Source organism: Planktotalea sp. (assembly GCF_018607965.1).
GTDB lineage: Bacteria > Pseudomonadota > Alphaproteobacteria > Rhodobacterales > Rhodobacteraceae > Planktotalea.
This window is the reverse complement of record NZ_JABBAM010000061.1, coordinates 17,683-39,101: the sequence shown is the minus strand read 5'-3', so window position 1 is coordinate 39,101 and position 21,419 is coordinate 17,683. Positions and strand designations below refer to the sequence as shown.

The 21,419-nt window shown below is 53.8% G+C and carries 28 protein-coding genes; 8 read left to right on the top strand and 20 right to left on the bottom strand.

Annotation, left to right across the window (positions count from 1 at the left end; translation table 11 throughout):
- Positions 1–240 (bottom strand): Lrp/AsnC ligand binding domain-containing protein, encoded by a 240-nt coding sequence (locus QZ279_RS05865; RefSeq protein WP_293449209.1) that lies wholly within the window; start codon positions 238–240, stop codon positions 1–3.
- Between the two features lie 136 nt (positions 241–376).
- On the opposite strand from QZ279_RS05865, the gene hisB reads away from it, so the two are divergent.
- A complete protein-coding gene (gene hisB, locus QZ279_RS05860; protein WP_293449206.1) occupies positions 377–964 on the top strand; it encodes an imidazoleglycerol-phosphate dehydratase HisB in 588 nt (195 codons plus the stop codon).
- Between the two features lies 1 nt (position 965).
- The gene (gene hisH / locus QZ279_RS05855; RefSeq protein WP_293449203.1) at positions 966–1,604 is read left to right on the top strand and encodes an imidazole glycerol phosphate synthase subunit HisH; all 639 of its coding nucleotides are present in this window, start codon (positions 966–968) and stop codon (positions 1,602–1,604) included.
- Here the strand turns inward: hisH and QZ279_RS05850 are convergent, their stop codons facing one another.
- The gene (locus QZ279_RS05850; protein WP_293449200.1) at positions 1,605–1,997 is read right to left on the bottom strand and encodes a DUF2147 domain-containing protein; all 393 of its coding nucleotides are present in this window, start codon (positions 1,995–1,997) and stop codon (positions 1,605–1,607) included.
- A 131-nt stretch (positions 1,998–2,128) separates the two neighbouring features.
- Between QZ279_RS05850 and hisA the strand changes: the two genes are divergently transcribed.
- From hisA to QZ279_RS05835, 3 genes are read left to right on the top strand one after another with little or no spacing between them, the layout of a single operon-like run.
- Positions 2,129–2,854 (top strand): 1-(5-phosphoribosyl)-5-[(5-phosphoribosylamino)methylideneamino]imidazole-4-carboxamide isomerase, encoded by a 726-nt coding sequence (gene hisA, locus QZ279_RS05845; RefSeq protein ID WP_293449197.1) that lies wholly within the window; start codon positions 2,129–2,131, stop codon positions 2,852–2,854.
- Positions 2,847–3,608, top strand: a complete 762-nt coding sequence (gene hisF / locus QZ279_RS05840) for an imidazole glycerol phosphate synthase subunit HisF (RefSeq protein ID WP_293449194.1) — start codon at positions 2,847–2,849, stop codon at positions 3,606–3,608. The genes hisA and hisF overlap by 8 nt, the downstream gene beginning before the upstream one ends.
- Positions 3,605–3,913, top strand: a complete 309-nt coding sequence (locus QZ279_RS05835) for a phosphoribosyl-ATP diphosphatase (RefSeq protein ID WP_293449192.1) — start codon at positions 3,605–3,607, stop codon at positions 3,911–3,913. The genes hisF and QZ279_RS05835 overlap by 4 nt, the downstream gene beginning before the upstream one ends.
- Positions 3,914–3,935: 22 nt before the next feature.
- Here the strand turns inward: QZ279_RS05835 and tilS are convergent, their stop codons facing one another.
- The 12 genes from tilS to ruvC all read right to left on the bottom strand — a co-directional run bounded on the left by tilS (position 3,936) and on the right by ruvC (position 13,615).
- Positions 3,936–5,099, bottom strand: a complete 1,164-nt coding sequence (gene tilS, locus QZ279_RS05830; RefSeq protein WP_293449190.1) for a tRNA lysidine(34) synthetase TilS — start codon at positions 5,097–5,099, stop codon at positions 3,936–3,938.
- Positions 5,099–5,944, bottom strand: coding sequence for a tetratricopeptide repeat protein (locus tag QZ279_RS05825; RefSeq protein WP_293449188.1), 846 nt, complete (start codon positions 5,942–5,944; stop codon positions 5,099–5,101). Before QZ279_RS05825 ends, tilS begins: the two co-directional genes overlap by 1 nt.
- A gap of 26 nt (positions 5,945–5,970) precedes the next feature.
- Positions 5,971–6,516, bottom strand: coding sequence for a peptidoglycan-associated lipoprotein Pal (gene pal, locus QZ279_RS05820; protein ID WP_293449185.1), 546 nt, complete (start codon positions 6,514–6,516; stop codon positions 5,971–5,973).
- A 45-nt stretch (positions 6,517–6,561) separates the two neighbouring features.
- The gene (tolB, locus tag QZ279_RS05815) at positions 6,562–7,881 is read right to left on the bottom strand and encodes a Tol-Pal system beta propeller repeat protein TolB (protein ID WP_293449182.1); all 1,320 of its coding nucleotides are present in this window, start codon (positions 7,879–7,881) and stop codon (positions 6,562–6,564) included.
- A 108-nt stretch (positions 7,882–7,989) separates the two neighbouring features.
- Positions 7,990–8,985, bottom strand: a complete 996-nt coding sequence (locus QZ279_RS05810; RefSeq protein ID WP_293449180.1) for a cell envelope biogenesis protein TolA — start codon at positions 8,983–8,985, stop codon at positions 7,990–7,992.
- A gap of 67 nt (positions 8,986–9,052) precedes the next feature.
- Positions 9,053–9,529 (bottom strand): protein TolR, encoded by a 477-nt coding sequence (gene tolR / locus QZ279_RS05805; RefSeq protein ID WP_293449178.1) that lies wholly within the window; start codon positions 9,527–9,529, stop codon positions 9,053–9,055.
- A gap of 3 nt (positions 9,530–9,532) precedes the next feature.
- Positions 9,533–10,228 carry a protein TolQ gene (gene tolQ / locus QZ279_RS05800; RefSeq protein ID WP_293449175.1) on the bottom strand — a complete coding sequence of 232 codons (696 nt, stop codon included), beginning with the start codon at positions 10,226–10,228 and terminating at the stop codon, positions 9,533–9,535.
- 114 nt (positions 10,229–10,342) lie between these two features.
- Complete coding sequence (gene ybgC / locus QZ279_RS05795) at positions 10,343–10,729, bottom strand: tol-pal system-associated acyl-CoA thioesterase (RefSeq protein WP_293449172.1); 387 nt, start codon at positions 10,727–10,729, stop codon at positions 10,343–10,345.
- A 9-nt stretch (positions 10,730–10,738) separates the two neighbouring features.
- Entirely contained in the window at positions 10,739–11,368 is a 630-nt protein-coding gene (locus tag QZ279_RS05790) for a hypothetical protein (RefSeq protein ID WP_293449169.1), read from the bottom strand.
- 46 nt (positions 11,369–11,414) lie between these two features.
- A complete protein-coding gene (ruvB, locus tag QZ279_RS05785) occupies positions 11,415–12,440 on the bottom strand; it encodes a Holliday junction branch migration DNA helicase RuvB (protein ID WP_293449166.1) in 1,026 nt (341 codons plus the stop codon).
- Between the two features lie 3 nt (positions 12,441–12,443).
- Positions 12,444–13,112, bottom strand: coding sequence for a Holliday junction branch migration protein RuvA (ruvA, locus tag QZ279_RS05780; RefSeq protein WP_293449261.1), 669 nt, complete (start codon positions 13,110–13,112; stop codon positions 12,444–12,446).
- Positions 13,109–13,615 carry a crossover junction endodeoxyribonuclease RuvC gene (ruvC, locus tag QZ279_RS05775; protein WP_293449164.1) on the bottom strand — a complete coding sequence of 169 codons (507 nt, stop codon included), beginning with the start codon at positions 13,613–13,615 and terminating at the stop codon, positions 13,109–13,111. The genes ruvA and ruvC overlap by 4 nt, the downstream gene beginning before the upstream one ends.
- A 345-nt stretch (positions 13,616–13,960) precedes the next feature.
- Here ruvC and QZ279_RS05770 point away from each other — a divergent pair, with 345 nt between their 5' ends.
- The gene (locus QZ279_RS05770) at positions 13,961–14,167 is read left to right on the top strand and encodes a DUF1127 domain-containing protein (RefSeq protein WP_293449161.1); all 207 of its coding nucleotides are present in this window, start codon (positions 13,961–13,963) and stop codon (positions 14,165–14,167) included.
- A gap of 118 nt (positions 14,168–14,285) precedes the next feature.
- Here QZ279_RS05770 and QZ279_RS05765 read toward each other — a convergent pair whose 3' ends face one another.
- The 3 genes from QZ279_RS05765 to QZ279_RS05755 all read right to left on the bottom strand — a co-directional run bounded on the left by QZ279_RS05765 (position 14,286) and on the right by QZ279_RS05755 (position 16,872).
- On the bottom strand, positions 14,286–14,639 hold the full coding sequence (locus tag QZ279_RS05765; protein ID WP_293449158.1) for a hypothetical protein: 354 nt from the start codon (positions 14,637–14,639) through the stop codon (positions 14,286–14,288).
- Between the two features lie 109 nt (positions 14,640–14,748).
- The gene (locus tag QZ279_RS05760) at positions 14,749–15,624 is read right to left on the bottom strand and encodes a 50S ribosomal protein L11 methyltransferase (protein WP_293449155.1); all 876 of its coding nucleotides are present in this window, start codon (positions 15,622–15,624) and stop codon (positions 14,749–14,751) included.
- Between the two features lie 18 nt (positions 15,625–15,642).
- Entirely contained in the window at positions 15,643–16,872 is a 1,230-nt protein-coding gene (locus tag QZ279_RS05755) for an MFS transporter (RefSeq protein ID WP_293449152.1), read from the bottom strand.
- Positions 16,873–17,123: 251 nt separating this feature from the next.
- Here QZ279_RS05755 and QZ279_RS05750 point away from each other — a divergent pair, with 251 nt between their 5' ends.
- Positions 17,124–17,417 carry a hypothetical protein gene (locus QZ279_RS05750; RefSeq protein WP_293449150.1) on the top strand — a complete coding sequence of 98 codons (294 nt, stop codon included), beginning with the start codon at positions 17,124–17,126 and terminating at the stop codon, positions 17,415–17,417.
- A 40-nt stretch (positions 17,418–17,457) separates the two neighbouring features.
- Here QZ279_RS05750 and QZ279_RS05745 read toward each other — a convergent pair whose 3' ends face one another.
- The 3 genes from QZ279_RS05745 to QZ279_RS05735 form a co-directional block, all read right to left on the bottom strand.
- Positions 17,458–18,036, bottom strand: a complete 579-nt coding sequence (locus QZ279_RS05745) for a substrate-binding domain-containing protein (protein ID WP_293449148.1) — start codon at positions 18,034–18,036, stop codon at positions 17,458–17,460.
- A 9-nt stretch (positions 18,037–18,045) separates the two neighbouring features.
- Complete coding sequence (locus QZ279_RS05740) at positions 18,046–18,339, bottom strand: LysR family transcriptional regulator (protein WP_293449146.1); 294 nt, start codon at positions 18,337–18,339, stop codon at positions 18,046–18,048.
- A 109-nt stretch (positions 18,340–18,448) separates the two neighbouring features.
- Entirely contained in the window at positions 18,449–20,677 is a 2,229-nt protein-coding gene (locus QZ279_RS05735; protein WP_293449144.1) for a primosomal protein N', read from the bottom strand.
- Positions 20,678–20,734: 57 nt separating this feature from the next.
- Between QZ279_RS05735 and fsa the strand changes: the two genes are divergently transcribed.
- Positions 20,735–21,388: a fructose-6-phosphate aldolase gene (gene fsa, locus QZ279_RS05730; protein WP_293449140.1), complete on the top strand. Its 654-nt coding sequence runs from the start codon at positions 20,735–20,737 to the stop codon at positions 21,386–21,388.
- The last annotated feature ends 31 nt before the right edge of the window (positions 21,389–21,419 follow it).

Sequence of the window (21,419 nt, the reverse complement as noted above, 5' to 3'; positions counted from 1 at the left end):
TTAGAACGCTTTGAACGTCATTGTAGTAAGCGAGCGTTCAATACCCTCAATCGGCAGCAAGTGATCGTTGATGTATTTCCCAATGTCCTGAGCGTCGGGAATATACATCTTGACCATCAGGTCATATTCGCCGGACGTCGAATAAATCTCGGAATGGATTTCCTCAAACGCAATCTTCTCTGCGACCTTATATGTGGTACCTGGTTTGCATCTGATCTGAACAAAAACGCATGTTGACATGGGAACGGTCCTTTACGTGAATTTACCGCCAAGGCTGGCATAGAGGCCACGCAAGCGCAATCGCGAAACTGGGCCGCTTGGCCTGCGCGCATCGCCTGCTATAAGGACGCCAATCATCTAGCCTAAGGATAGTGTAATGCGAACGGCCACAGTGACCCGCGCGACCGCGGAAACGGATATATCGGTTGAGATTAATCTTGACGGAACAGGTGCTTATGACAACCAAACAGGCATAGGTTTCTTTGACCACATGCTCGACCAACTGTCGCGCCATTCGCTGATCGACTTCACAATCCGCGCCAAAGGTGATCTGCACATCGACGATCACCACACAGTTGAGGATACAGGCATCGCTTTGGGTCAGGCGCTGACTCAAGCGCTAGGTGACAAGCGCGGCATCCGCCGTTACGACGAATGCCACTTGCCTATGGATGACGCACAAGTGCGCTGCGCGCTGGACCTGTCTGCGCGTCCTTTCCTCGTGTGGAACGTCGAACTCCCTACCCAAAAAATCGGTGCGTTCGATTGCGAATTGGTGCGCGAATTCTTCCAAGCGTTTGCCACACACGGCGGCATCACGTTGCACATCGACAAGCTACACGGCTTCAACAGCCACCACATCGTTGAGGCCGCGTTCAAGGCCGTCGCACGCGCCTTGCGCAACGCCGTCGAAATCGACCCGCGCAAATCCGATGCGGTCCCATCGACCAAGGGAACCCTTTGACGTGCTGACAGCGATTATTGACTACGAAAGCGGCAATCTACATTCGGCACAAAAAGCGTTCGGGCGCATGGCGTCCGAAGTGAACGCAGGCGAGGTCGTCGTGACCAGCGACGCCGACGTTGTCGCGCGCGCAGATCACATTGTGCTGCCCGGTGATGGCGCGTTTCCAGCCTGCGTAAAGGCGCTCAAAGGTACGGGCGGCCTGTTTGACGCTTTGCAAGAAGCGGTGACCGTCAAAGCACGCCCCTTCTTGGGGATTTGCGTTGGCATGCAACTCATGGCCACTTTGGGCCGCGAATATGAAGATACGGACGGCTTGGGTTGGATCGACGGCGAAGTCGTTAAGATCACGCCGCGTGAAACAAATCTGAAGGTCCCACACATGGGCTGGAACGATCTGGTGATCGACGCCCCCCACCCTGTTTTCGCGAGCGTGACAACAGGTGACCACACATACTTTGTCCACTCCTATCACTTTGATGTCGCCAAACCCAAAGAGCGGCTTGCCCATGTGGATTACGCGGGCGACATCACTGCAGTGATTGGCCGTGATACGATGCTGGGGATGCAGTTCCATCCAGAGAAAAGCCAGCAGATTGGCCTGCGGCTTATCTCAAATTTTCTAACGTGGTCGCCTTGATTAATTGACGCGCTTCCACGTGCCACCATCGCGACAAATTCCTAGAACACATCCCTGAACGGTCAGATTGTTGCCAGACAGTTGCATCTTGCCGCCATAGGTCTTGTCGCGATCTGGCGAATAGGCTTTGCCTTTTCCATAGGAACCGCCTCCCGTGTTCACCATATTCCAAACCAGTTTTCGGCCTTGATTTTCAGATTTAAACGGCTTGCCAGCGCTGTCATAAGAACTTGTTAAAACGCCACAAATTTTGCTGCCACAAGCCGACACATTGATGCGCCCGTAATTGCCATTGTCATCTTTCGCAGTTTGCCATGTCCCAAAAATTGGATCCGCAAACGCGCTGGTTGCGGCGAAAACGGCGAATGCCGCTGCAGTCAGTATAGTTTTCATGATCTTCTCCCAAAATTCTGGGAACAGCTTGCAAGCAGTTACGCGCCAAAGCAAGACTTGACCCTACGCCCCGTTGCAAATTCGCGCGCCCCATGGCAATGCATTCTCTAAGAAATGAAAGGCTGCCTACCATGATCCTCTACCCTGCAATCGACCTAAAAGACGGCCAAGCCGTGCGCTTGGTGCGCGGCGAAATGGACCAAGCGACTGTGTTCAGCGACGATCCCGCCGCACAAGCGATGGACTTTGTGGACGCGGGTTGTGAGTGGCTGCATCTGGTAGATCTGAACGGGGCTTTTGCGGGCGAGCCTGTGAACGCGGCCCCCGTTGAGGCGATCCTGAAGGCCTGCAAAGTCCCTACGCAATTGGGCGGAGGCATCCGCGATATGGCGACGATCGAACGCTGGCTCGAAAAAGGATTGCAGCGTGTAATTCTTGGGACGGTCGCTGTAGAAAACCCCGATTTGGTGCGCAAAGCCGCAAAAGCCTTCCCCGGTCACGTGGCTGTCGGAATTGATGCTCGCAATGGCATGGTCGCCACCAAAGGCTGGGCGCAAGAGACGAATGTAGACATCACAGACCTGGCGCGTTCGTTCGAGGATGCAGGCGTTGCCGCAATCATTTACACCGACATCAATCGTGACGGTGCGATGCAAGGACCCAATATCGACGCAACTGCCGCCTTGGCGCGCGCGGTTAGCATTCCCGTAATTGCCTCTGGCGGTGTTTCCTCTTTGGACGATTTGATTGCGCTGCGCGACTGCGGTGCGGGTCTTAATGGTGCGATCTCTGGGCGCGCGCTTTATGATGGCGCACTGGACTTGGTCGAGGCGTTGAAAGTGTTGAAAAATGCTTAAAACCCGCATCATCCCCTGCCTCGACGTTGCTAATGGACGTGTTGTCAAAGGCGTGAACTTTGTCGCTTTGCGCGATGCGGGCGACCCTGTTGAAAGCGCACGTGCCTATGATCTAGCGGGTGCGGATGAATTATGTTTACTGGACATCCACGCAACTCACGAAAATCGCGGGACCATGTTTGACGTGGTCCAACGCACCGCTGAGCAATGCTATATACCCCTCACTGTTGGCGGCGGCGTGCGCGAAGTCGAAGATGTGCGCGCCTTGCTCTTGGCAGGTGCAGACAAAGTTAGTTTCAACTCGGCCGCAGTCGCGCGCCCTGATGTTTTGTCCGAAGCAGCTGATCAGTTTGGCAGCCAGTGCATTGTTTGTGCCATTGATGCAAAAACGGTTGAGCCCGGGCGTTGGGAAATTTTCACACACGGTGGACGCAAAGCTACAGGAATTGATGCTGTCGAGTTTGCAGTGTTGGTCGCTGAAAAAGGTGCGGGTGAGATTTTACTGACGTCCATGGATCGCGACGGGACAAAATCAGGTTTCAATCTGCCTTTGACGCGCGCAGTCTCAGATGCCGTGAAAATCCCCGTGATTGCATCAGGCGGCGTTGGCAATCTGGACCACTTGGTCGAGGGCGTCACCAAAGGCGGCGCGAGTGCAGTTTTGGCCGCATCCATCTTTCACTTTGGCGAGTACACCGTCGCAGAGGCCAAATCCCACATGGCCGCAGCAGGCATTCCTGTGAGGCTAACATGAGTATTTTGCACGAGCTCTTCGCAACAATTGAAGCCCGCAAGTCCGAGGGTGGTTCTGACAGTTGGACCGCGAAGTTACTCGCGAAGGGTCCTGAAAAATGCGCCGAGAAGTTTGGTGAAGAAGCGATAGAAGCAATCATAGAAGCCGTGAAAGACGACAAGGCCGCGCTGACCTGCGAGGCGGCAGATGTTCTGTACCATTTGATGGTTATGCTCGCGTCCCGCGATGTCTCATTGACAGATGTCGAGGCAGAACTTGCCAAACGATCTGGCATATCAGGCATCGTTGAAAAAGCGGCGCGCTAGTTGGCAGAAATTGGGATTAAGTTTATTTTGAAAGATGAAGTGGATTTGGGGCGGATGCGCTCCAATCCTGATGCGGCTGCGCAAGCGGGGCCGCAATCAAGATTTCATGTTTCCAAACTGCAGGGCTCGCGAGCAAAGAGCGACGAGGTAAAAGCGCGGTCTTGCGCCAGTCTTTCACTTGCGTGAGACCGTTTGCGCCAAGTGGTGATATGGAGTGGTCTTGGCCAAAGGGACCTTTAATGACCCAACGTGGATCCGTGGAAGTGACAGCATTTAATTCGCGTGTCAGCCGCAGAGTGCCCTTGTGGGGATAGATCAGACACCCATGTAGCGTCGTTGCACTGGCCTCTTTGAACAAGCCTTTCACCGCCTCTAGGCGCGGTCTGTATGGGTTTTCTGAAATGTTGCACAGCGCACAGGTTAAAACACGATATGCCGTTTCTTCGGGCGCAGCATGAAGCGCGGCCAGATCAAAAACAGCATCCCCGTGATCAGGCCAAGCATGCTTTGCAATCCAGTCTTGCGCGGCATGTTCTAGCACGATGGACGCTGCGCGCATCCAGTGAGCGGTTTGCGCCAAACGTTCAGATGTCAGGCCAAGCGCGTCCAATTGAGGGTGCGCTTGGCGCATTTGAACACGTTTGAAGCGTGGATCTTGGTTGGAGGGATCTTCGCTCCAGCCTATTTGACGCGCTGTGAGCATGGATTGTAGATCACCGCGCGAGGCTTGCAAAAGTGGGCGCAAAAAGAGTGTGTCGTTGCGCGTGAAGCGCTCGGTCATCTGCGCCAGACCATCCACGCCAGAGCCCCGCGCAAGACGCATCAGGAACGTTTCGGCCACATCATTTTTCGTATGGCCTAAGGCTAACGCACGAGCACCAACGCGCTTTGCCCAATCGGAAAGCGCCTCGTATCTAGCAGCACGCGCACGCGCTTGAAGATCGCCGCCATCTTGGAGGTTAAGTGTGACGATGTCATGGGAAACACCCAAGCTTTTACACATCTCACCTGCACGGCTAGCTTCTTCAACCGCTGTATTTCGAAGGCCGTGATCGATAGTAACAGCGCGTAGATTTTCAGGCCCCAGCGCATCTACCGCCAACACAAGCAATGCCGTTGAATCGCTGCCCCCTGACAACGCAATACCCAGTGGCACGTGCCCCTGAAGCAGCGTCAAATTAGGCATCACGAACAGCTCAGCGTGCTCATTTCAGTTTGTGCACTACGCGCTGCGGGGTTACCTGCATGACGCACGTTGACTTCTGCTAGGGTCACACAGGCCTCAGAAACTTTGCCAAGGCGGCCCAAGCTGCGCCCCAAACGAAATAGCGCTTCGGGTGCGATATCGCTTGCAGGATCACGGGAATAGGCGTCGAGATAGGCGCGCGCTGCTTCCCGAGTATCCCCAGATGCTTCATGGGCTTCGCCTTGCTTTAAGCGGGCTTGACCTTCAAGTGGGCTACCCGGGTAGTTCTGTGTGAACAGCGCAAATTGCTCAGCGGCCCCTGCCCCGTCACCCGCTGTGAGCAACGCCTCAGCAGAATTAAAATCAGCCTGTTCGCCCATCGCAAGTTGAGTACTACCTGCATCTGAACCCTGCGACGGCACAGGCATTGCAGCAATTGCTGGTGTGGCACCGCCTCCAAGGGTGGAGGTTTCAGCAATATTGCTAAGATCACCGCCCTTCAGCTCAACAAGGCGGAATTCAAGGTCACCGATACGATTGGTTCCATCTTTGACAATGCTATCAATACGAAATTCAAGTTGCTCGATCTTACCTGTGAGGCGCTGTAATTCGCCCTCTACAGAATCGATGCGATCCATAACCGATGTGCCACCAATCGCTGGCGAAGGCGCCCCTGTCGTTGACAGTTCACGACGCAAGCGCTGCATTTCGACGAAAAGCACAGTCAAATCCTGACGGATATCCGCAAGGGTTTGATCGTTGTTTGCTTGGGCAAAACCAGAGCTAGGCAAAAGGCATAGCGACACTGCGGCCGCCGCAAAAAACTGTGTGAACCGAGCCGTCATATGCCTCTCCCCGAGTGTGCTTGCGCTTAGCCTGAAAGGCCAGCCGCGAGCACTGTTACTGCGCGTCGGTTCTTAGCATAACAACCCTCGTCGCTGCAAATCTCAATCGGGCGTTCTTTTCCATAACTCACAACACGAAGGCGTGACGTGGGAACACCTTTGCCAACAAGGTAATCGCGGACAGCATTTGCACGACGTTCGCCAAGTGCGACGTTATATTCACGCGTGCCTTGCTCGTCGGCGTGGCCTTCGATGATTGCAGTGTAGTCGGAATTCGTCGTCAACCAGCGGGTTTGTCCATCAAGGATCAAACGTCCCTGCTCTGTTAAAGTGGATTGATCAACCTCGAATACCACACGATCCCCAACGCTTTGCTGGAAGAACGCCACAGAGGTCGGATCATTTGCACCACCCGTGCCTTCAAATCCGGTACCCGCGCCTGCGTCCAGGCCAGAATTTGCGCCGTTTGCATTCAGGTCGACGAAATCATCGCCCTCAAAGTCACTTTTGTTGGAACAGGCGGCCAAAGCGAGGGCACTTGTTAAAAGCACTGCTTTTGTGATCATTTTCATCTACTTGTCTCACTATTTATTATTATGTTTCGACAACTATCCAGCTTAACGCTGAATGGGGGACCACGATGGATCGGACGCGCCGCCCTCCGCGGGGATTGGTTTTAGGTTACGGCCAGAAATATCGACCGAATACAGCGCGGCCCTGCCAGTTGCGCCTTGGGTTTCGCGGGTGAACATGATGACGCGGCCATTGGGGGCCCATGTTGGGCCCTCGTCCAGGAACGACGCCGTCAACAGACGTTCTTCAGTGCCATCCGTGCGCATCACACCAATATGGAAACGTCCTTTGGATTGCTTGGTAAACGCGATCAGATCCCCGCGCGGTGACCAAACAGGCGTGCCATAGCGACCCTTACCAAAGCTGATGCGCTTGGGTTCGCCACCATTTGCGCCCATAATGTAAATCTGCTGGCTACCAGATCGATCGCTTTCAAACACAATACGGCTGCCGTCGGGACTGTAGCTGGGTGCTGTCTCTATCGAAGGCGCAGAGGTCAGGCGCGAACTGGAACCACTGCGAATATCCATACGGTAGATATCTGTATTGCCGCCACTCGCGATAGAATAGACAACAGTATTTCCATCTGGTGAAAAGCGCGGTGCAAAACTCATGGAGCCTTCTTGGCTTTCCAGCACACGACGTTGCACGGAACCAACATCCAACACATAAATGCGCGGGAAACCTGTTTCATAAGACGTGTAAAGCACACGATCACCTGTGGGCGAGAAACGTGGCGCAAGCACAAGGTGCTCAGACCCTGTCAAAAACTGCACATTCGCGCCGTCGTAGTCCATGATCGCAAGACGCTTGCGACGCTTGTCCTTGGGTCCCTGTTCGGACACATAAACAACACGGCTATCAAAATAGGGCTGTTCGCCCGTGATACGCGCATAGACCTGATCGGCCACTTTATGCGCCATGCGACGCCAGCCTTGGGTCGTTCCTGCAAACTGCAGACCAGATCCCATTTCCGCACCAGAAAACACATCATAAACGCGGAACTTCACGCTTAGGTTTGATCCACTGACATTCACGGCACCCGTCACCAAAGCTTGGGCGTTGATTGCTTTCCAGTCGGCGTATTGAACGGGCGCATCAAAGCTGGTGACCTGACTAATATAGGCCGAGCGCGGCACTTCGCGAAACAGGCCAGTGCCTGCCAAATCGCTGACCACAACGCGTGCTAGCCGCTCTGCGAACTCATTTGCGGCGGTGCTTTCCGCCACAAAATTGGGGGCCGCGAAGGGCATGGGTTCAACCACGCCTTCAGTAATTTCAATGCGCAAAGGTCCGTTCTGGGCCAGCGCTGCAAACGGCAATACGAAAATTGCCAAGACTGCGATCAATACTTTCAGGGTCATTGCCTATCCTGCTACTGCTTTTCGCCTACTCTACGGTGTAGGCCTTTTATAAAAAAGAGGTTTGCCCTTATCGGCACGTGCTTGCCTAGGGTCTGTGTCGAAAGAGACTCATCTGATGCGCATATCTTTGGTATTGAAGGTCATTTCGATCTCTTTCCACGTCTCGTATTTGTCGTCGGGCAAATCATAGCCCTCTTTCTGACACCGCAGCACGGCGCGGCGTGCAGATTGATAGGCCGTTTCGATGGCAACCCCCTCGCCGCCTGTTGAAGAAACCAGTCGCAAACTGCCCGGGACCACCTTGCCCAGCGTATCCATCGACATGCCAATAATCACGGTCACATTCGCGGCCTGACTGCCTACATCCACAACCCAACATTTCTGCACAGCAAGACGCAGACCATTGGTTTCTTGCGCGCTCAGCGTCGTTCCAGAAATATCATCGCTTGCAGCCGGTTCACCCAGCGCTTCGGCAAGTGCTGCATTCACAGCCGAGGACGTATCCGGTGCCACAGCAGCCGTTTCGCGAGGGCGCGGTCTTGGGCGTTGTGATGTACTTGGCGCATTACCCGCGGGTTGCTCGGCTTCGGTCACAATCTCGGTAGTCGCCTCTTCGGGCGCGGTCTCGGATTGCTCTTGGACGACTTGCTCAGCAGTCTCATCAGGTTGCGTCGCCTCTTGCGCAGTATTGTCAATTTCGACCTCAGGTTCGGGCGCTGCAACCGCTTCGGGCGCAACACGCGGCGCGGGTCGAGGTTTGGGACGCAAAGACGCATCTGGCGCAAGATCGGGAATGACAACGGCCTCAGGCTCTGGTGTGGGCTCAGGCAGTGGTTCTGGATCTGGCACGGGGACAGGCTCGAATTCTAGTAGAGGTTCAGGTAGAGGTTCTGGCTCTACGATCACAGGTGGTTCTGGCTCTGGCGTCGGGACAACTGGCTCCGGTTCAGACTCAGGTGCGCTTAGGATCGGTTCTGGCGCAGTCGGTTCTACATCAGGCGGCTGAACGGCCCGCGTCAAAGCTGCGAACTCCTCCTCAGACACAACCGACACATCGACCGCCGGCAATTCCAACGGCTCTCCATTGAATATTCCGCCAAACATGGCAAAACTCAACAGCAGCGCGTGTCCGCCCCCTGATATGCAGGTGCTTTTTTGCACCGCGCGCGCCCTAGTTATCCGCTAGATCGGCGTTCAACTTTGGACCGCCGGTATCGGTTACAAGACCAATGTCACTAAACCCGCCCGCGTTGAGCGCGCCCATGACTTGCACGACTTGCTCATAAGCAACAGCCCCATCCGCACGCAGGTAAACACGTGTACTGGTGCGCTCAGAGGCAATCGCTTGCAGCTTGGTGACCAGCTCACTCGTTTGGGTTTGGGTCGTTTGGATCATGATGCGCCCGTCCGCAGCAATCGTCACCGTCAGCGGCTCTTCCGCATCAGAGGGCAAGGAGCCAGCAGCCGTCTTAGGCAATTCAACAGGAACACCCACCGTCATCAGAGGGGCGGCAACCATGAAAATGATCAACAACACCAGCATAACATCGACAAACGGGGTGACGTTAATCTCGGCCATCGGACGTGCGCGACCACGACGTCTACGCCGATTGCCCCCGCCATCCTTTTGCATAACTCCAGCACCCATGGCCTAGCTATCCAACTGACGGCTAAGAATGGTCGCGAATTCATCAGCAAAGGCTTCATAACCACCAACGATACGATCACTGTCCGCACTGAATTTGTTATAGTAAACAACCGCAGGGATCGCCGCGAGCAGGCCCAAACCTGTGGCCAAAAGCGCCTCCGCAATACCCGGCGCGACCACGGCAAGGTTGGTATTTTGCGCCTCAGCAATCTCGATAAAGGCATTCATAATGCCCCAAACCGTACCAAACAGACCCACAAACGGGGCCGTCGATCCAACAGTCGCCAAAACTGACAGGCCAGTTTCCAGCTTTTCCGCTTCTTTAGAGATCGCAACATCCATGGAACGATCAATCCGGCTCTGCGCACCGGCAATCAGTCCACCATCGACGCGATGTGAACGACGCCACTCCGTCATGCCTGCAACAAAGATCGTCTCAGACGCCCCATTCGGCGACGGCCCGATCTGCTCAAACAACTGATCCAGCGGTTCACCTGACCAGAATGCCTGATCAAAAATAGCCGCCTCACTGCGTGCCGTGCGGTATTGCATGTACTTCTGAACCACAATCGACCACGCCCAAATGGACGCAACGATCAAAAGGATCATCACCAGTTTTACGGTAATTGTCGCGCGCGCAAACAGCGCCCACATGGAGAAATCAATCTCCTGCGCCATCGCAAGGGTTTCTGCTTCCATTAGCCTGCTCTACTCTGCCCGGCCACTCATGTGGCTCTTTGATAGGGAGCAGCCTAGACGATAAACTTCAAGAAACCAACATATCCTCACATCACAAGATGTTATCAGCGTGTTTCAGTGAACGATTCGGCGGATATTCGCTGGCAAACGTGTCGGCTGGCCCTCTAACGTAAGAGCCACAAGCGTCACAATCGCCGAGAATAAGATATCCGAACCGCGCATCACATCCTGGTTCAAGATGATCCGCACACCTGTCATTGCCAATACAGAGGTCCACACGATGAGATCATCATCAAAGCGTGCAGGTGACAGATAGTCCGCTTCAACACGACGCACAGCAAACACCAGACCCTCGTCTTCCTTAAGGCGCACCTGATCAATCCCCTGCTCACGCACCCATTCGGTACGACCGCGTTCAATGAATTTCAGGTAATTGGCGTAATACACAATGCCCGCTAGATCCGTATCTTCGTAATAAACCCGCAACGCAAATTCGTGCATACCGGTCTCCTACTGTTTCTGCGGCATGCGCGCGCCAAGGCGCAACGCATGGCTTGGATCATTCGCCGCCACAGGCATTACTGCATCATAGGCCGCCGCCAATAAACCAGAAATCTCTGGCTTCACGATCACGCCGCCCTCAGGCATCACAGCCAAAGGCGAAACACTCACGAAAGCACGATCCGACCAAAGCACCATCATTTGAACGGCTTGGCTTAATGCCAACGTTTCAGCGGGCACGTCCGCCATGTGTTGATCCATTCGAATAAAGACAAAGCACGCTTTGATCGCGCCCTCCTCGTCAAATCGAAACACACGGTACTGGTTCGCATCCGCCGCCGTCACACGCGCAACCATGCCCGCTAAATCAGGCACAAGCTCGTCCAGCTTTGGCACCTCTAATAACTCAGCCCACTCGCTAAAGAAAAAGAACATCGCGTTCGAACCCAGCTCAGGATCCGTTTCCGCCATATGATGGTTGGACACCAAACACACCGCCTCAATCGCCCCCTTCACAACCTTCAACGTCTCGTCCTGCACGCCAAACACAACTGGCGAAATCGCCCGCCCCCAGCGCGCAAAAGCATAATCGCCACTGGTCCGCGTAAACAGCGCCTCAATCTCAGATGTTGCCAACATCAAACTTCACCTTTTCCAAATATCCCCGCCGGAGGCATCAAACATCTCAACCAAACAATCCCGCCTGATCAGCTTTTTTGGGCGGCATCATCCCCAAATGGGTCCACGCCTTTTGCGCCAACATGCGCCCGCGCGGGGTACGTTGGATCAAACCCTGCTGTAACAAGAACGGCTCAATCACCTCTTCCAGCGCATCACGGCTTTCTGACAGAGCCGCCGACATAGTCTCAATCCCAACAGGCCCACCTTGGTAATTTTCTGCGATTAGACGCAAATAACGCCGATCCGCGCCATCAAGACCCAGCTTATCAACCCCAAGCCGTGTCAGCGCACGATCTGCCAATTCTTGCGTCACGCGCCCATCGCCCTCGACAATCGCGAAATCCACAACGCGGCGCAACAAACGCCCCGCAATGCGCGGCGTCCCACGTGCGCGTTTCGCAATCTCGCGCGCTCCGCCCTCGTCAGCGGGTGCGCCGAGCTTGCGCGCATTGCGATCCACAATCGTGTGCAACTCGTCCACCGTATAAAACTCTAAGCGCGTCGGAATACCAAAGCGATCCCGCAAAGGCGTCGTCAGCAACCCAAGCCGCGTGGTCGCGCCGACCAACGTAAACGGCTGCAATTCAATGCGCACGGTCCGCGCAGCAGGGCCTTCGCCAATCACCAAATCCAACTCGAAATCTTCCAAAGCGGGATAAAGGATTTCCTCCACAACTGGGTTCAGGCGGTGAATTTCGTCGATAAACAAAACGTCGCGCGCTTCAAGATTTGTCAGGATCGCCGCCAAGTCCCCTGCTTTCGCAAGGACTGGCCCAGAGGTCATGCGAAACGACACGCCCAGTTCACGCGACATGATCTGCGCCAGCGTCGTCTTTCCCAAACCAGGTGGGCCATGAAACAGCGTGTGGTCCATCGCCTCCCCGCGTCGCTTTGCGCTCTCGATAAATACTTTCAGGTTCGCGCGTGCTTCGGCTTGCCCAATAAACTCATCCAACGCTTGCGGGCGCAGGGCGCGATCATTGTCTTCGGGCAATTCGGCTGGCCGCATGGTGGGATCAGGTTCGGTCATCCCCTAGCCTTTCGGTGCAAGTAGCTTGAGCGCGGCACGTATCAGCGACGATGTGTCCGCATCAGGTGTGCTACCAGCGGCCTCGGCCACTGCACTTGCCGCATCAGACGGCGAATAGCCGAGATTACTCAACGCGGACAGCGCCTCTGCTTGCGCGCTCGCATTCAGCGTACTGATATTGCGCTTAGGTGCTTCGATCACGTCGAAATCATCCGCAGCAGGCACTTCGCCCATCGCTTCAGCAGGCGTACCGACACCCATCGCCATCACGCCGGGCGCTTTGTCTTTCAGCTCGATCACAACACGCTGTGCAGTCTTTGGGCCAACGCCCTTTGCAGCCTTGATCGCGGTCACATCACCTAAAGCAATCGCGCGGCTTACACCATCAGCGCCCAAGGCCCCTAGAATCGCCAAAGACGCTTTCGCACCAATGCCTTGCACGCTCATCAACAAGCGGTGCCATTCCTTTTCAATCAAGGACGTAAAACCGAACAGCTGTAGGTTATCTTCGCGCACCAAAAGGTCCGTATAGAGCGCGACAACCTCACCAGAGCCAGGCAGCCCCGCCAACGTGCGATCAGAGCAATAGACCATATACCCCACGCCGCGCACATCAATCAGCACGTGATCCACACCGCGATAGTCGATCCGTCCTGATAGCTTGCCAATCATCCGTTCATCGCCCTTTTCGCCTGCGCCACAACCCGTGTGGAACGTGTATAATGGGCGTGACACATCGCAATCGCAAGCGCATCTGTGGCGTCTGGCCCGTTCAGGATCACACTGGGCAGTTGCAACATTACCATATGCTGTACCTGAATTTTGTCCGCGTGGCCCACACCCACAATCGTCTTCTTAACCTTGTTCGGGGCATATTCGCCCACATCAAGACCCGCTTGCGCAGGAACCAGCAACGCGATGCCGCGCGCTTGGCCCAATTTCAAAGTGCCCGCGCCGTCTTTGTTCACAAATGTATTTTCAACCGCAGCCGTGTCTGGCTTATATTCACGCAGCACCTCGGTCAGTTGGCGGTGAAGCGACAGCAAACGCAGGCTCAAGTCAGTGCCCTCAGATGTGCAAACACCGTTCCCAAGATGGCGCATACGGCTGCCATCCACTTCAATCATCCCCCAGCCCATGTTTCGAAGACCCGGATCAATACCTAAAACGCGCATACTGCTCTGCACCTGTTGTTTTTTTGTTTCAGTAGCACGAAACGCGAACAAAAGAAAAGCACTATGCAAAGATGTCGGTTTTATCCACAGGCCGCATGAAAACGACACAGGCACCCAAAGTGCAGTCAGAATTCGCCATCGCGCGCGCAGAAAACGACATTCCCCAAGGTCAAAATAGTTCATATTTCAAAGGATTTTCACGTTAATGCTGCTATGCAGCATACGCATAGGACACATGCAAAATCTCCTGCTTGTCAGGACGCTGCGACCCTCCTAAATGCCCCATAGAACAATGAAATTTAAGGGACCCGCCACTGGGCCGATCTGGTATCTAGGAATACGATTATGACTGTTGTCGACAACACACGCTCCGCATACATCGCTCGCCGCGGCTTTGCCCCACTCGCCTCTATTGTTGCGACTGTCGCAACTTGGAATGATGCGCGTCAAACACGCAATGCGCTTGGTAAGCTAAGCAACCGTGAGCTTGAAGACATTGGCCTTTGCCGCGCGGACATCGAAAATGTCGCAACAAGCGTACGTCAGTTCTAAAACGAATTAAAATATCCCGATGAGAACCAGAAAGGCCGCAACATCTAAATGCTGCGGCCTTTTCTGTTTGCGCGTTCTAAGAATAGTCTGTTGCGCTTCGTAGCAACAGATCTCAATCTTACTTCAACAAAGGTCCGATTGTCTCAAAAATTACTTGGGTCACAGGATCGATCTGCAAAGCAAACGCACCGGCCTTTTCAAAGACATTGCCTTCAGACAATGTCGCAAGATCGGCTTCGTAGTCGACTACTCCAACATTCAACAGCGCAAGCGCCTTAAACACTGTGATCAAAATCGCAAATAGCACCACAAGCTTAAGCGGCACGGTCGATACCGACCGTCGCTTAGGGCGCGGTACAACTTGAATCAGTCCATTTTTGTGAACCAGTGTTACGTAGCCAGTCGCACCTCGTCCATCAAGTTCAGACAATAGTACAAATCCCGACTTTCGCTGGAGATGAGCATTACTCATAGCAGCCTCCAAAAGTTTGGCCCCCACCAAACACAACACCAGCTTTGTACGAAGCAATTAAGGCATTTTCAGGGAAAATGTGTCGAAACGGCCTTAAATGATCTTAAAATCAGGCCTGCTTGCGAAGCGTTAGTGACGTCCATTCACTAATCTCTTCTCGAAACATAAGATTTATCCCATTTTGTGCATAAACGGCGATGATGTCATCAGCTTGCTCGTTCAAAATCCCCGAAAGAATCATGTACCCATCAGTTTGCAGATTCGCCGCCATATCGGGCGCGAGCATGATAAGCGGACCTTTAAGAATGTTCGCAAAGATCAAATCGTACGGCCCAGCAGTGGTAAGTTCAGGTGTATCAAAGCCTGCCGCCTCGACGCATTTTACGCGCCCTGTCAGATTATTTGCTGCGACGTTCACTTTGGCCACGTCCACGGCGACCTCGTCAATGTCGCTTGCTAAGACTTCGCCAGTCCAGATGCTGGCCGCACCCATTGCAAGAACCGCCGTACCACAGCCGATATCTGCAACCGCCTTGCCAACGAAACCTTCGCTCGCAAGGCGATCCAATGCACGTAAACATCCCAACGTCGTGCCGTGATGCCCTGTCCCAAAGGCCATCGCCGCTTCGATCAGCAATGGGACACATCCCTCAGGCACTTTGTCTGCGTCGTGGCTGCCATAGACGAAAAAGCGGCCTGCTTCGACAGGGGCCAGCTCACGTTTCACATGCGCAACCCAATCAGTTTCAGGCACTTCGGACACAACAAACGGTTTCGCCCCAAAGGCCGCGGCCAGAACAGCAAGCCCGCCCTCGTCAGGCGTCTCGATGAAATATCCACCAACTTCCCAAAGGCCAGACCCGTCCTCAACTTCGAATACACCGATACCTGTTGGCTCCGGGATCAACCGCTCCATCGCGTCGCCCAAGCGGTCTGCGCCCTCTTTGCCCATAACGGTCGTCAATGCGGTAAACGTAATGCTCATGTCGATGGTCCTTTGGATTTATTCAGCAGGCTGGCGCGAATATCGCCCAAACCGTGTTTCATTGCCCGACGCAGGGTGGCGCGGGATCAAGAGGGCCAGCAACAACGAAATCAACGCCATGCCGGCCGCAACAATAAAGACTGCCGACGGCGAGATCAGCCACAAATACCCAAGCCCAGCAGGCAAAAAGACTGCCGCAATATGGTTGATCGTAAAGGCGACGGCTGCCGTTGGCGCGATATCACCAGGATCTGCAATCTTTTGAAAATAAGTCTTCAACGCCAACGCGAGCGCAAAGAACATGTGATCGATCACATATAACGCCGCCGCAAGGAAAACGCCCCAACCAAACCAGTAGATGCCGCCGTAAGCCAGAAACACCATCACAAGCCCCGCATATTCAAACATCAGCGCTCTGCGTTCGCCGAAATGGGCGACCGCTTTGCCCATCAAAGGGGCGACGAAAATGTTGACGATAAGATTGATCAGATAAAGCGATGTTATCTCATGGACCTCAAAACCAAAGCGTTCAACCATCATAAAGCCCGCGAAGACCATGAAAATCTGACGTCGCGCGCCTGACATGAATTGCAGCGCATAATAGAGCCAATAGCGCTTGCGCAGGATCATCTTTTTCAGCTGAGGATGGGGCGCATCAAACTGAGGGTACATCACCAAACAGGCAACCGCGATCAGGGCCGTTAATCCGCCAGACACCAAGTAAACAAAGTTGTAGCTAAGATCTAAAGCCTGCCACGTTAGCACAATCGCACCATATGCCACAAACGTAGCCGCTGATCCCGCCGCCAAAAGCCAACCCAACATTTGCGGTGCACGCGCCTTGTCGATCCACTGCAATTGCAGCGATTGATTGACAGTTTCGTAGTAGTGAAATCCGATCGAACTCAGCATTGTGATCGTCAAGATCCCACCCATAGATGGAAACCAGGCGGTAATCGCCGTAGCCACGCCCAACATCACCAATGACACCAGCCCAAGGACCTGTTCACGCATGAAAATTATGATCGCGATGACACCAACAGCAAAGAAACCAGGAATTTCGCGGACAGTATGCAGCCAACCAATGTCGGAGCCATCAAAATCCGCAACTTCGATCACGAAATTATTGAGCAGAGCAGACCACGTCGAAAACGCAATCGGCATGGCAATTGCCATCACGAACAACAGCGCAATCGGTCTACGCCACAATGGAAGCTTTTGCGCGTCATCTAGGGTGATTGGATTCATAGGTTTGCAATAGGACGAAGCATGGCGATTGGCGAGACTTATTTCAGACCTCTCGGCCAACACACACTGCATTTCCTTCCAGTCCCCGATCAGCACACCGGTTTAATGCGGCTTTTTTTCGAACGGTTCTGACTATCAGAAACGAAGACTGACCAAGTTACATTTAGGTTCCCGTTGCCCCATTCCTTCGCTTTTAAACCTTTGAACGGCACTCTTTGGTTTATGTTTGAAAATGTGCTAAACTGCCTCTTATGAGTGTGCAAAAGATCACCGTTCAGAACATCAACACGCCCGGCCGAACTGAAAACGTGCGCGCGGATAAATACAACGACATGCACGCGGCTTTCATAAAAACCCTGCCACATTGCGCTCCTGGTATGACATTCGATGAAATCACAAATGCAGCAAAAGCACATCTGTCACCCGTCCTCTTCCCCCGTGGAAAAACCTCAGGGTGGTGGGCAAAAACGGTGCAGCTTGATTTGGAAGCAAAAGGGAAAATCACCCGCTCAGACACCAAACCCCTTACGTTTTACTGGGCCTAGACGAAGCGCCCTTTTCGAGCATACCGTTAGGCAAGTCGACCTATGCGATCTGTCGCGTCAGTTTTTGAGCAAACTGCAAATCCACGAAACACTCTTCGATCCACTGCTTCACAATCATGAGCTTTGGATCTTTCAATCTACTTTCATGGGTCACGAGCCATGCTTCGCGTTCTATCGATGGGGTGCCGGGCACCTGAAAAACATTGGTTTCGTCGTTCACCAAAATATCAGGTAAAACGGCGGCAACCATTAGTTTTTTGCATGCATCTAATGCAGCTTTGTGGTCGGTCACTCGCAGGATCGGCTTGGCCTCAAAATAGGTGCGGGCCGTTTTCATTTCAGGAATCCAGTCAAGATTTTCTTCACGCCCTATCCATTCGTCCGGATTACCCTCGTTTGGGCAGAATAACGAGTATTTTAGATCACATAACTTCTTAGCGTGAAGTCGACCAGAGGTCGGCCGCGCAAGACGAATCGCTACATCTGCCTCATCGTATGCCAAACTCAAATTCGCGTTAGAACTATGTAGGTTTAACTTGATGCCAGGATATTTTGCATGAAACTCGTGCAATCTGGGGAAAACGAGCGTTCGATTAATAAAGTCCAAACTCGTGACCATGACATCGCCTTAATGTTCTCCAGAAATGTACCCGACACCTAAATTCGCAATAGACGTCTCAAGTTTCACACCTATGTCAAAAAGCCGTTGTCCAAGTTCGGTTAAAAGCCTTTGATTGTTGCTTTTAACAAATACAGGTTCTTTAAACCGATCCGAAATAATAGCGATTTTGCGCGTGACTGTTGTCGCGCTCGTTTTAAGCATGTCCGCCGCAGATTTCACTGACCCTGTACGTTCCAACGCGAGCAGATATCGCAAATCATCCCAATTCTTATTAATAGCCTCACCCCCCCGGAAAACCATAACCTAATGTAATGAAGTACAATCAAGAGAGCCTCATCACTAAGTCCATTTTTGATGCAAATTTGCAGAATCGGGGCTGTATTTTTAAATTTGCAGTAATTTTCTGTTACTAATAAAAGCTTTGAGGGTCGATATCGACGCTTAAACGCACCTGCCCTGGCACGCGTACTTGCTTGATCCAAGCCGTCAACGCACGTTGCAAAGGCACGTTCTTATCTGCCTTCACCAACAAACGTACTCGGTGACGCCCCCGCACACGCGCAATGGGCGCAGGCGCGGGTCCAAAAACTTGCGCTCCAATTTGGCGCAAAGGCCCATCAAGTCGGGCAAGCGCTGCACCGAGCTCAAAAACCTCTTGCACGTCAGGCGATGACAGGATGATGCCCGCCATCCGACCATAGGGCGGTACGGTTGCCGCGCGGCGCTCTGCGGCCTCGGCTGTCCAAAAACTATTCTCATCGCCCGCTAGAATTGCACGAATGACAGGGTGCTCTGGTTGATACGTCTGCATCAACGCGGTGCCTTTTTTCACAGATCGCCCTGCTCGTCCCGCCACTTGGCGCATCAATTGGAACGTGCGCTCAGCGGCGCGAAGGTCAGACCCTTGCAGACCCAAATCCGCATCGATCACACCGACCAGCGTTAGCAAAGGAAAGTTATGCCCTTTGGCCACCAATTGCGTCCCGATGATAATATCTGCCGCTCCTTCGGCAATACCAACAATCTCGGCCTTCAACGCACGGGCTGATCCATACATATCCGAACTCAGGGTCGAAATGCGCGCATCGGGAAATAACTCGGCCGCTTCTTCGGCCAAACGCTCAACACCCGGCCCAACGGCCGCCAATCGATCCTCTGCCTCGCAGGATGGACAAATCTCTGGCATTGCTTTTGTTTCACCGCACTGGTGACACACTAACCGCTTCTGAAAGCGGTGCTCTACCATCCGCGCGTCACAGTGATCACAACCAATCTGGTGTCCGCAGGCCCGACAAATCGTGACAGGCGCGTATCCACGACGGTTAATAAACAACAAAGACTGCTCACCCAAAGCAACACGCGCCTCGACCTCGGCCTTCATCTGCGGTGAAATCCAACGATTGCCTGCCAGTTTCACGTCCCGCATATCAATCGCGCGCATGTTAGGCATGACAGCATCGCCAAAGCGCGACGTCAGATCGATCCGCGTGTATTTTCCCGCTTCCGCATTGGCCCAACTCTCCAATGACGGCGTCGCGCTGGCCAAAATCACCTGCGCCGAACAAATCGACGCGCGCAGCACCGTCATATCGCGCGCATTGTATAGCACGCCGTCTTCTTGTTTGTAGGATGTGTCATGCTCTTCATCGACCACAACCAATCCCAAATCGCGAAATGGCAGAAACAGCGCAGAACGCGCGCCAACCACCAATTGCGCACCGCCTTGACCCACCATTTTCCACGCGCGACGGCGTTCTGTCATGGTCACGCCTGAATGCCACTCCGCAGGTTTCGCACCAAAGCGCGCCTGCACCCGCGTCAAAAACTCTGCCGTCAGAGCAATCTCAGGCAAAAGGACCAGCGCTTGGCGCCCCTGGCGTAAACACTCCGCCACCGCCTCTAGATAAACTTCGGTCTTGCCCGAACCCGTCACACCACGCAGCAAGGTCGTCCCATAGGCACCCGACTTGATCCCTGCCTTTAACACGTCTGCCGCGTCCGCCTGATCCGCCGCCAAGGTCTTGCTGGGCAATTCCGGATCTAAACGCGGATAGGGCAAATCGCGCGGCGTGTCTTCCTCGCGCACAGAGCCCAGCTTGACCAAGCCCTTCACAACCGACGATGTTACACCCGCTGCTTCACTCAATTCTTTTAGCGTAAACGATAGATCACCGTATTCTTGTAGCGCATCCAGAACCCGACCACGCGGTTCAGTCATCCGGTCCGGTTCAACATCACCCTTGCGATAGACTTTGCGCATCGAAGGTGGATCACCAAGGCCCGGCGCACGCACACCAAGGCGCAACATGCTCTCCATATCAGTCAGCGTATACGCACCTGCTTTTTCCAGAAACTCACGCAATTCGCTACACATCGGCGGCACATCCAGCGCGCGGATCACTTTGCGCGTCTTGGCATAATCCCAATCGCCCTTGCCCGCGCCCCAAACCACGCCCATCACTTTGCGCGGTCCCAGCGGCACTTCGACAAACGCACCCAGCCAACATCCGCCCTCAGGCGCTTTGTAATCCAGACGCCGCCCCAAAGGCTGCGTCGTCCAAACGCCAACCAAATCCCCTTCATGGAAGAAATCCGGCGTATCGCTGTTAGCGCTATCAATAGGGGGCTTTTCGGTCATACGTATATGAGGTAAAGCCTCCAGTAACAGACGCCAACCCATCAAAGGACTGCATCCATGAAATTCTTCGTAGACACTGCTGAAATCGATCAAATCGCTGAACTTAATGATCTTGGCATGGTGGACGGCGTCACAACCAACCCCTCGTTGATCATGAAATCTGGCCGCGACATACTTGAGGTCACCAAAGAGATCGCCGCATTGGTAGACGGTCCAGTCTCCGCCGAAGTTGTCGCAACAGAGGCCGCAGAGATGATCGCAGAAGGCCGCAAGTTGGCAAATATCGCAGAAAACATCACTGTAAAAGTGCCGCTTACATGGGCTGGCCTGCAAACCTGTAAGACGCTCTCTGCTGAAGGTACGATGGTTAACGTCACGCTTTGCTTCTCTGCGAACCAAGCCTTGCTCGCCGCAAAAGCCGGCGCTACATTCATCTCGCCTTTCGTGGGTCGCTTGGATGACATCAACATCGACGGCATGGATTTGATCCAAGATATCCGCACAATCTATGACAACTACTGCTACGACACAGAAATTCTGGTCGCGTCTATCCGCACCGTGAACCACGTTCTGGACTCCGCATTGATCGGTGCAGACGTGATCACAGCGCCGCCCGCAGTTATCAAAAAGCTGGCCGATCACCCGCTGACCGATGCAGGTCTGGCACAGTTCATGGCCGATTGGGCAAAGACGGGTCAGAAAATCCTCTGATTTCTCTGCTCTTGTGCTATAGGCAAAAGAA

Excerpts from the sequence above, each read along its gene's own strand:
- QZ279_RS05765 (WP_293449158.1), bottom strand. The coding sequence starts at position 14,639 with ATGAGTAATGCTCATCTCCAGCGAAAGTCGGGATTTGTACTATTGTCT.
- tolR (WP_293449178.1), bottom strand. The coding sequence starts at position 9,529 with ATGGGTGCTGGAGTTATGCAAAAGGATGGCGGGGGCAATCGGCGTAGA.
- QZ279_RS05755 (WP_293449152.1), bottom strand. The coding sequence starts at position 16,872 with ATGAATCCAATCACCCTAGATGACGCGCAAAAGCTTCCATTGTGGCGT.
- QZ279_RS05850 (WP_293449200.1), bottom strand. The coding sequence starts at position 1,997 with ATGAAAACTATACTGACTGCAGCGGCATTCGCCGTTTTCGCCGCAACC.
- fsa (WP_293449140.1), top strand. The coding sequence starts at position 20,735 with ATGAAATTCTTCGTAGACACTGCTGAAATCGATCAAATCGCTGAACTT.
- QZ279_RS05865 (WP_293449209.1), bottom strand. The coding sequence starts at position 240 with ATGTCAACATGCGTTTTTGTTCAGATCAGATGCAAACCAGGTACCACA.
- QZ279_RS05735 (WP_293449144.1), bottom strand. The coding sequence starts at position 20,677 with ATGACCGAAAAGCCCCCTATTGATAGCGCTAACAGCGATACGCCGGAT.
- hisB (WP_293449206.1), top strand. The coding sequence starts at position 377 with ATGCGAACGGCCACAGTGACCCGCGCGACCGCGGAAACGGATATATCG.
- QZ279_RS05745 (WP_293449148.1), bottom strand. The coding sequence starts at position 18,036 with ATGGTCACGAGTTTGGACTTTATTAATCGAACGCTCGTTTTCCCCAGA.
- QZ279_RS05750 (WP_293449150.1), top strand. The coding sequence starts at position 17,124 with ATGAGTGTGCAAAAGATCACCGTTCAGAACATCAACACGCCCGGCCGA.
- QZ279_RS05835 (WP_293449192.1), top strand. The coding sequence starts at position 3,605 with ATGAGTATTTTGCACGAGCTCTTCGCAACAATTGAAGCCCGCAAGTCC.
- QZ279_RS05760 (WP_293449155.1), bottom strand. The coding sequence starts at position 15,624 with ATGAGCATTACGTTTACCGCATTGACGACCGTTATGGGCAAAGAGGGC.
- hisA (WP_293449197.1), top strand. The coding sequence starts at position 2,129 with ATGATCCTCTACCCTGCAATCGACCTAAAAGACGGCCAAGCCGTGCGC.
- hisF (WP_293449194.1), top strand. The coding sequence starts at position 2,847 with ATGCTTAAAACCCGCATCATCCCCTGCCTCGACGTTGCTAATGGACGT.
- QZ279_RS05770 (WP_293449161.1), top strand. The coding sequence starts at position 13,961 with ATGACTGTTGTCGACAACACACGCTCCGCATACATCGCTCGCCGCGGC.
- ruvA (WP_293449261.1), bottom strand. The coding sequence starts at position 13,112 with ATGATTGGCAAGCTATCAGGACGGATCGACTATCGCGGTGTGGATCAC.
- QZ279_RS05740 (WP_293449146.1), bottom strand. The coding sequence starts at position 18,339 with ATGGTTTTCCGGGGGGGTGAGGCTATTAATAAGAATTGGGATGATTTG.
- QZ279_RS05825 (WP_293449188.1), bottom strand. The coding sequence starts at position 5,944 with ATGACGGCTCGGTTCACACAGTTTTTTGCGGCGGCCGCAGTGTCGCTA.
- ruvB (WP_293449166.1), bottom strand. The coding sequence starts at position 12,440 with ATGACCGAACCTGATCCCACCATGCGGCCAGCCGAATTGCCCGAAGAC.
- ybgC (WP_293449172.1), bottom strand. The coding sequence starts at position 10,729 with ATGCACGAATTTGCGTTGCGGGTTTATTACGAAGATACGGATCTAGCG.
- pal (WP_293449185.1), bottom strand. The coding sequence starts at position 6,516 with ATGAAAATGATCACAAAAGCAGTGCTTTTAACAAGTGCCCTCGCTTTG.
- QZ279_RS05790 (WP_293449169.1), bottom strand. The coding sequence starts at position 11,368 with ATGTTGGCAACATCTGAGATTGAGGCGCTGTTTACGCGGACCAGTGGC.
- QZ279_RS05810 (WP_293449180.1), bottom strand. The coding sequence starts at position 8,985 with ATGTTTGGCGGAATATTCAATGGAGAGCCGTTGGAATTGCCGGCGGTC.
- tilS (WP_293449190.1), bottom strand. The coding sequence starts at position 5,099 with ATGCCTAATTTGACGCTGCTTCAGGGGCACGTGCCACTGGGTATTGCG.
- tolQ (WP_293449175.1), bottom strand. The coding sequence starts at position 10,228 with ATGGAAGCAGAAACCCTTGCGATGGCGCAGGAGATTGATTTCTCCATG.
- tolB (WP_293449182.1), bottom strand. The coding sequence starts at position 7,881 with ATGACCCTGAAAGTATTGATCGCAGTCTTGGCAATTTTCGTATTGCCG.
- ruvC (WP_293449164.1), bottom strand. The coding sequence starts at position 13,615 with ATGCGCGTTTTAGGTATTGATCCGGGTCTTCGAAACATGGGCTGGGGG.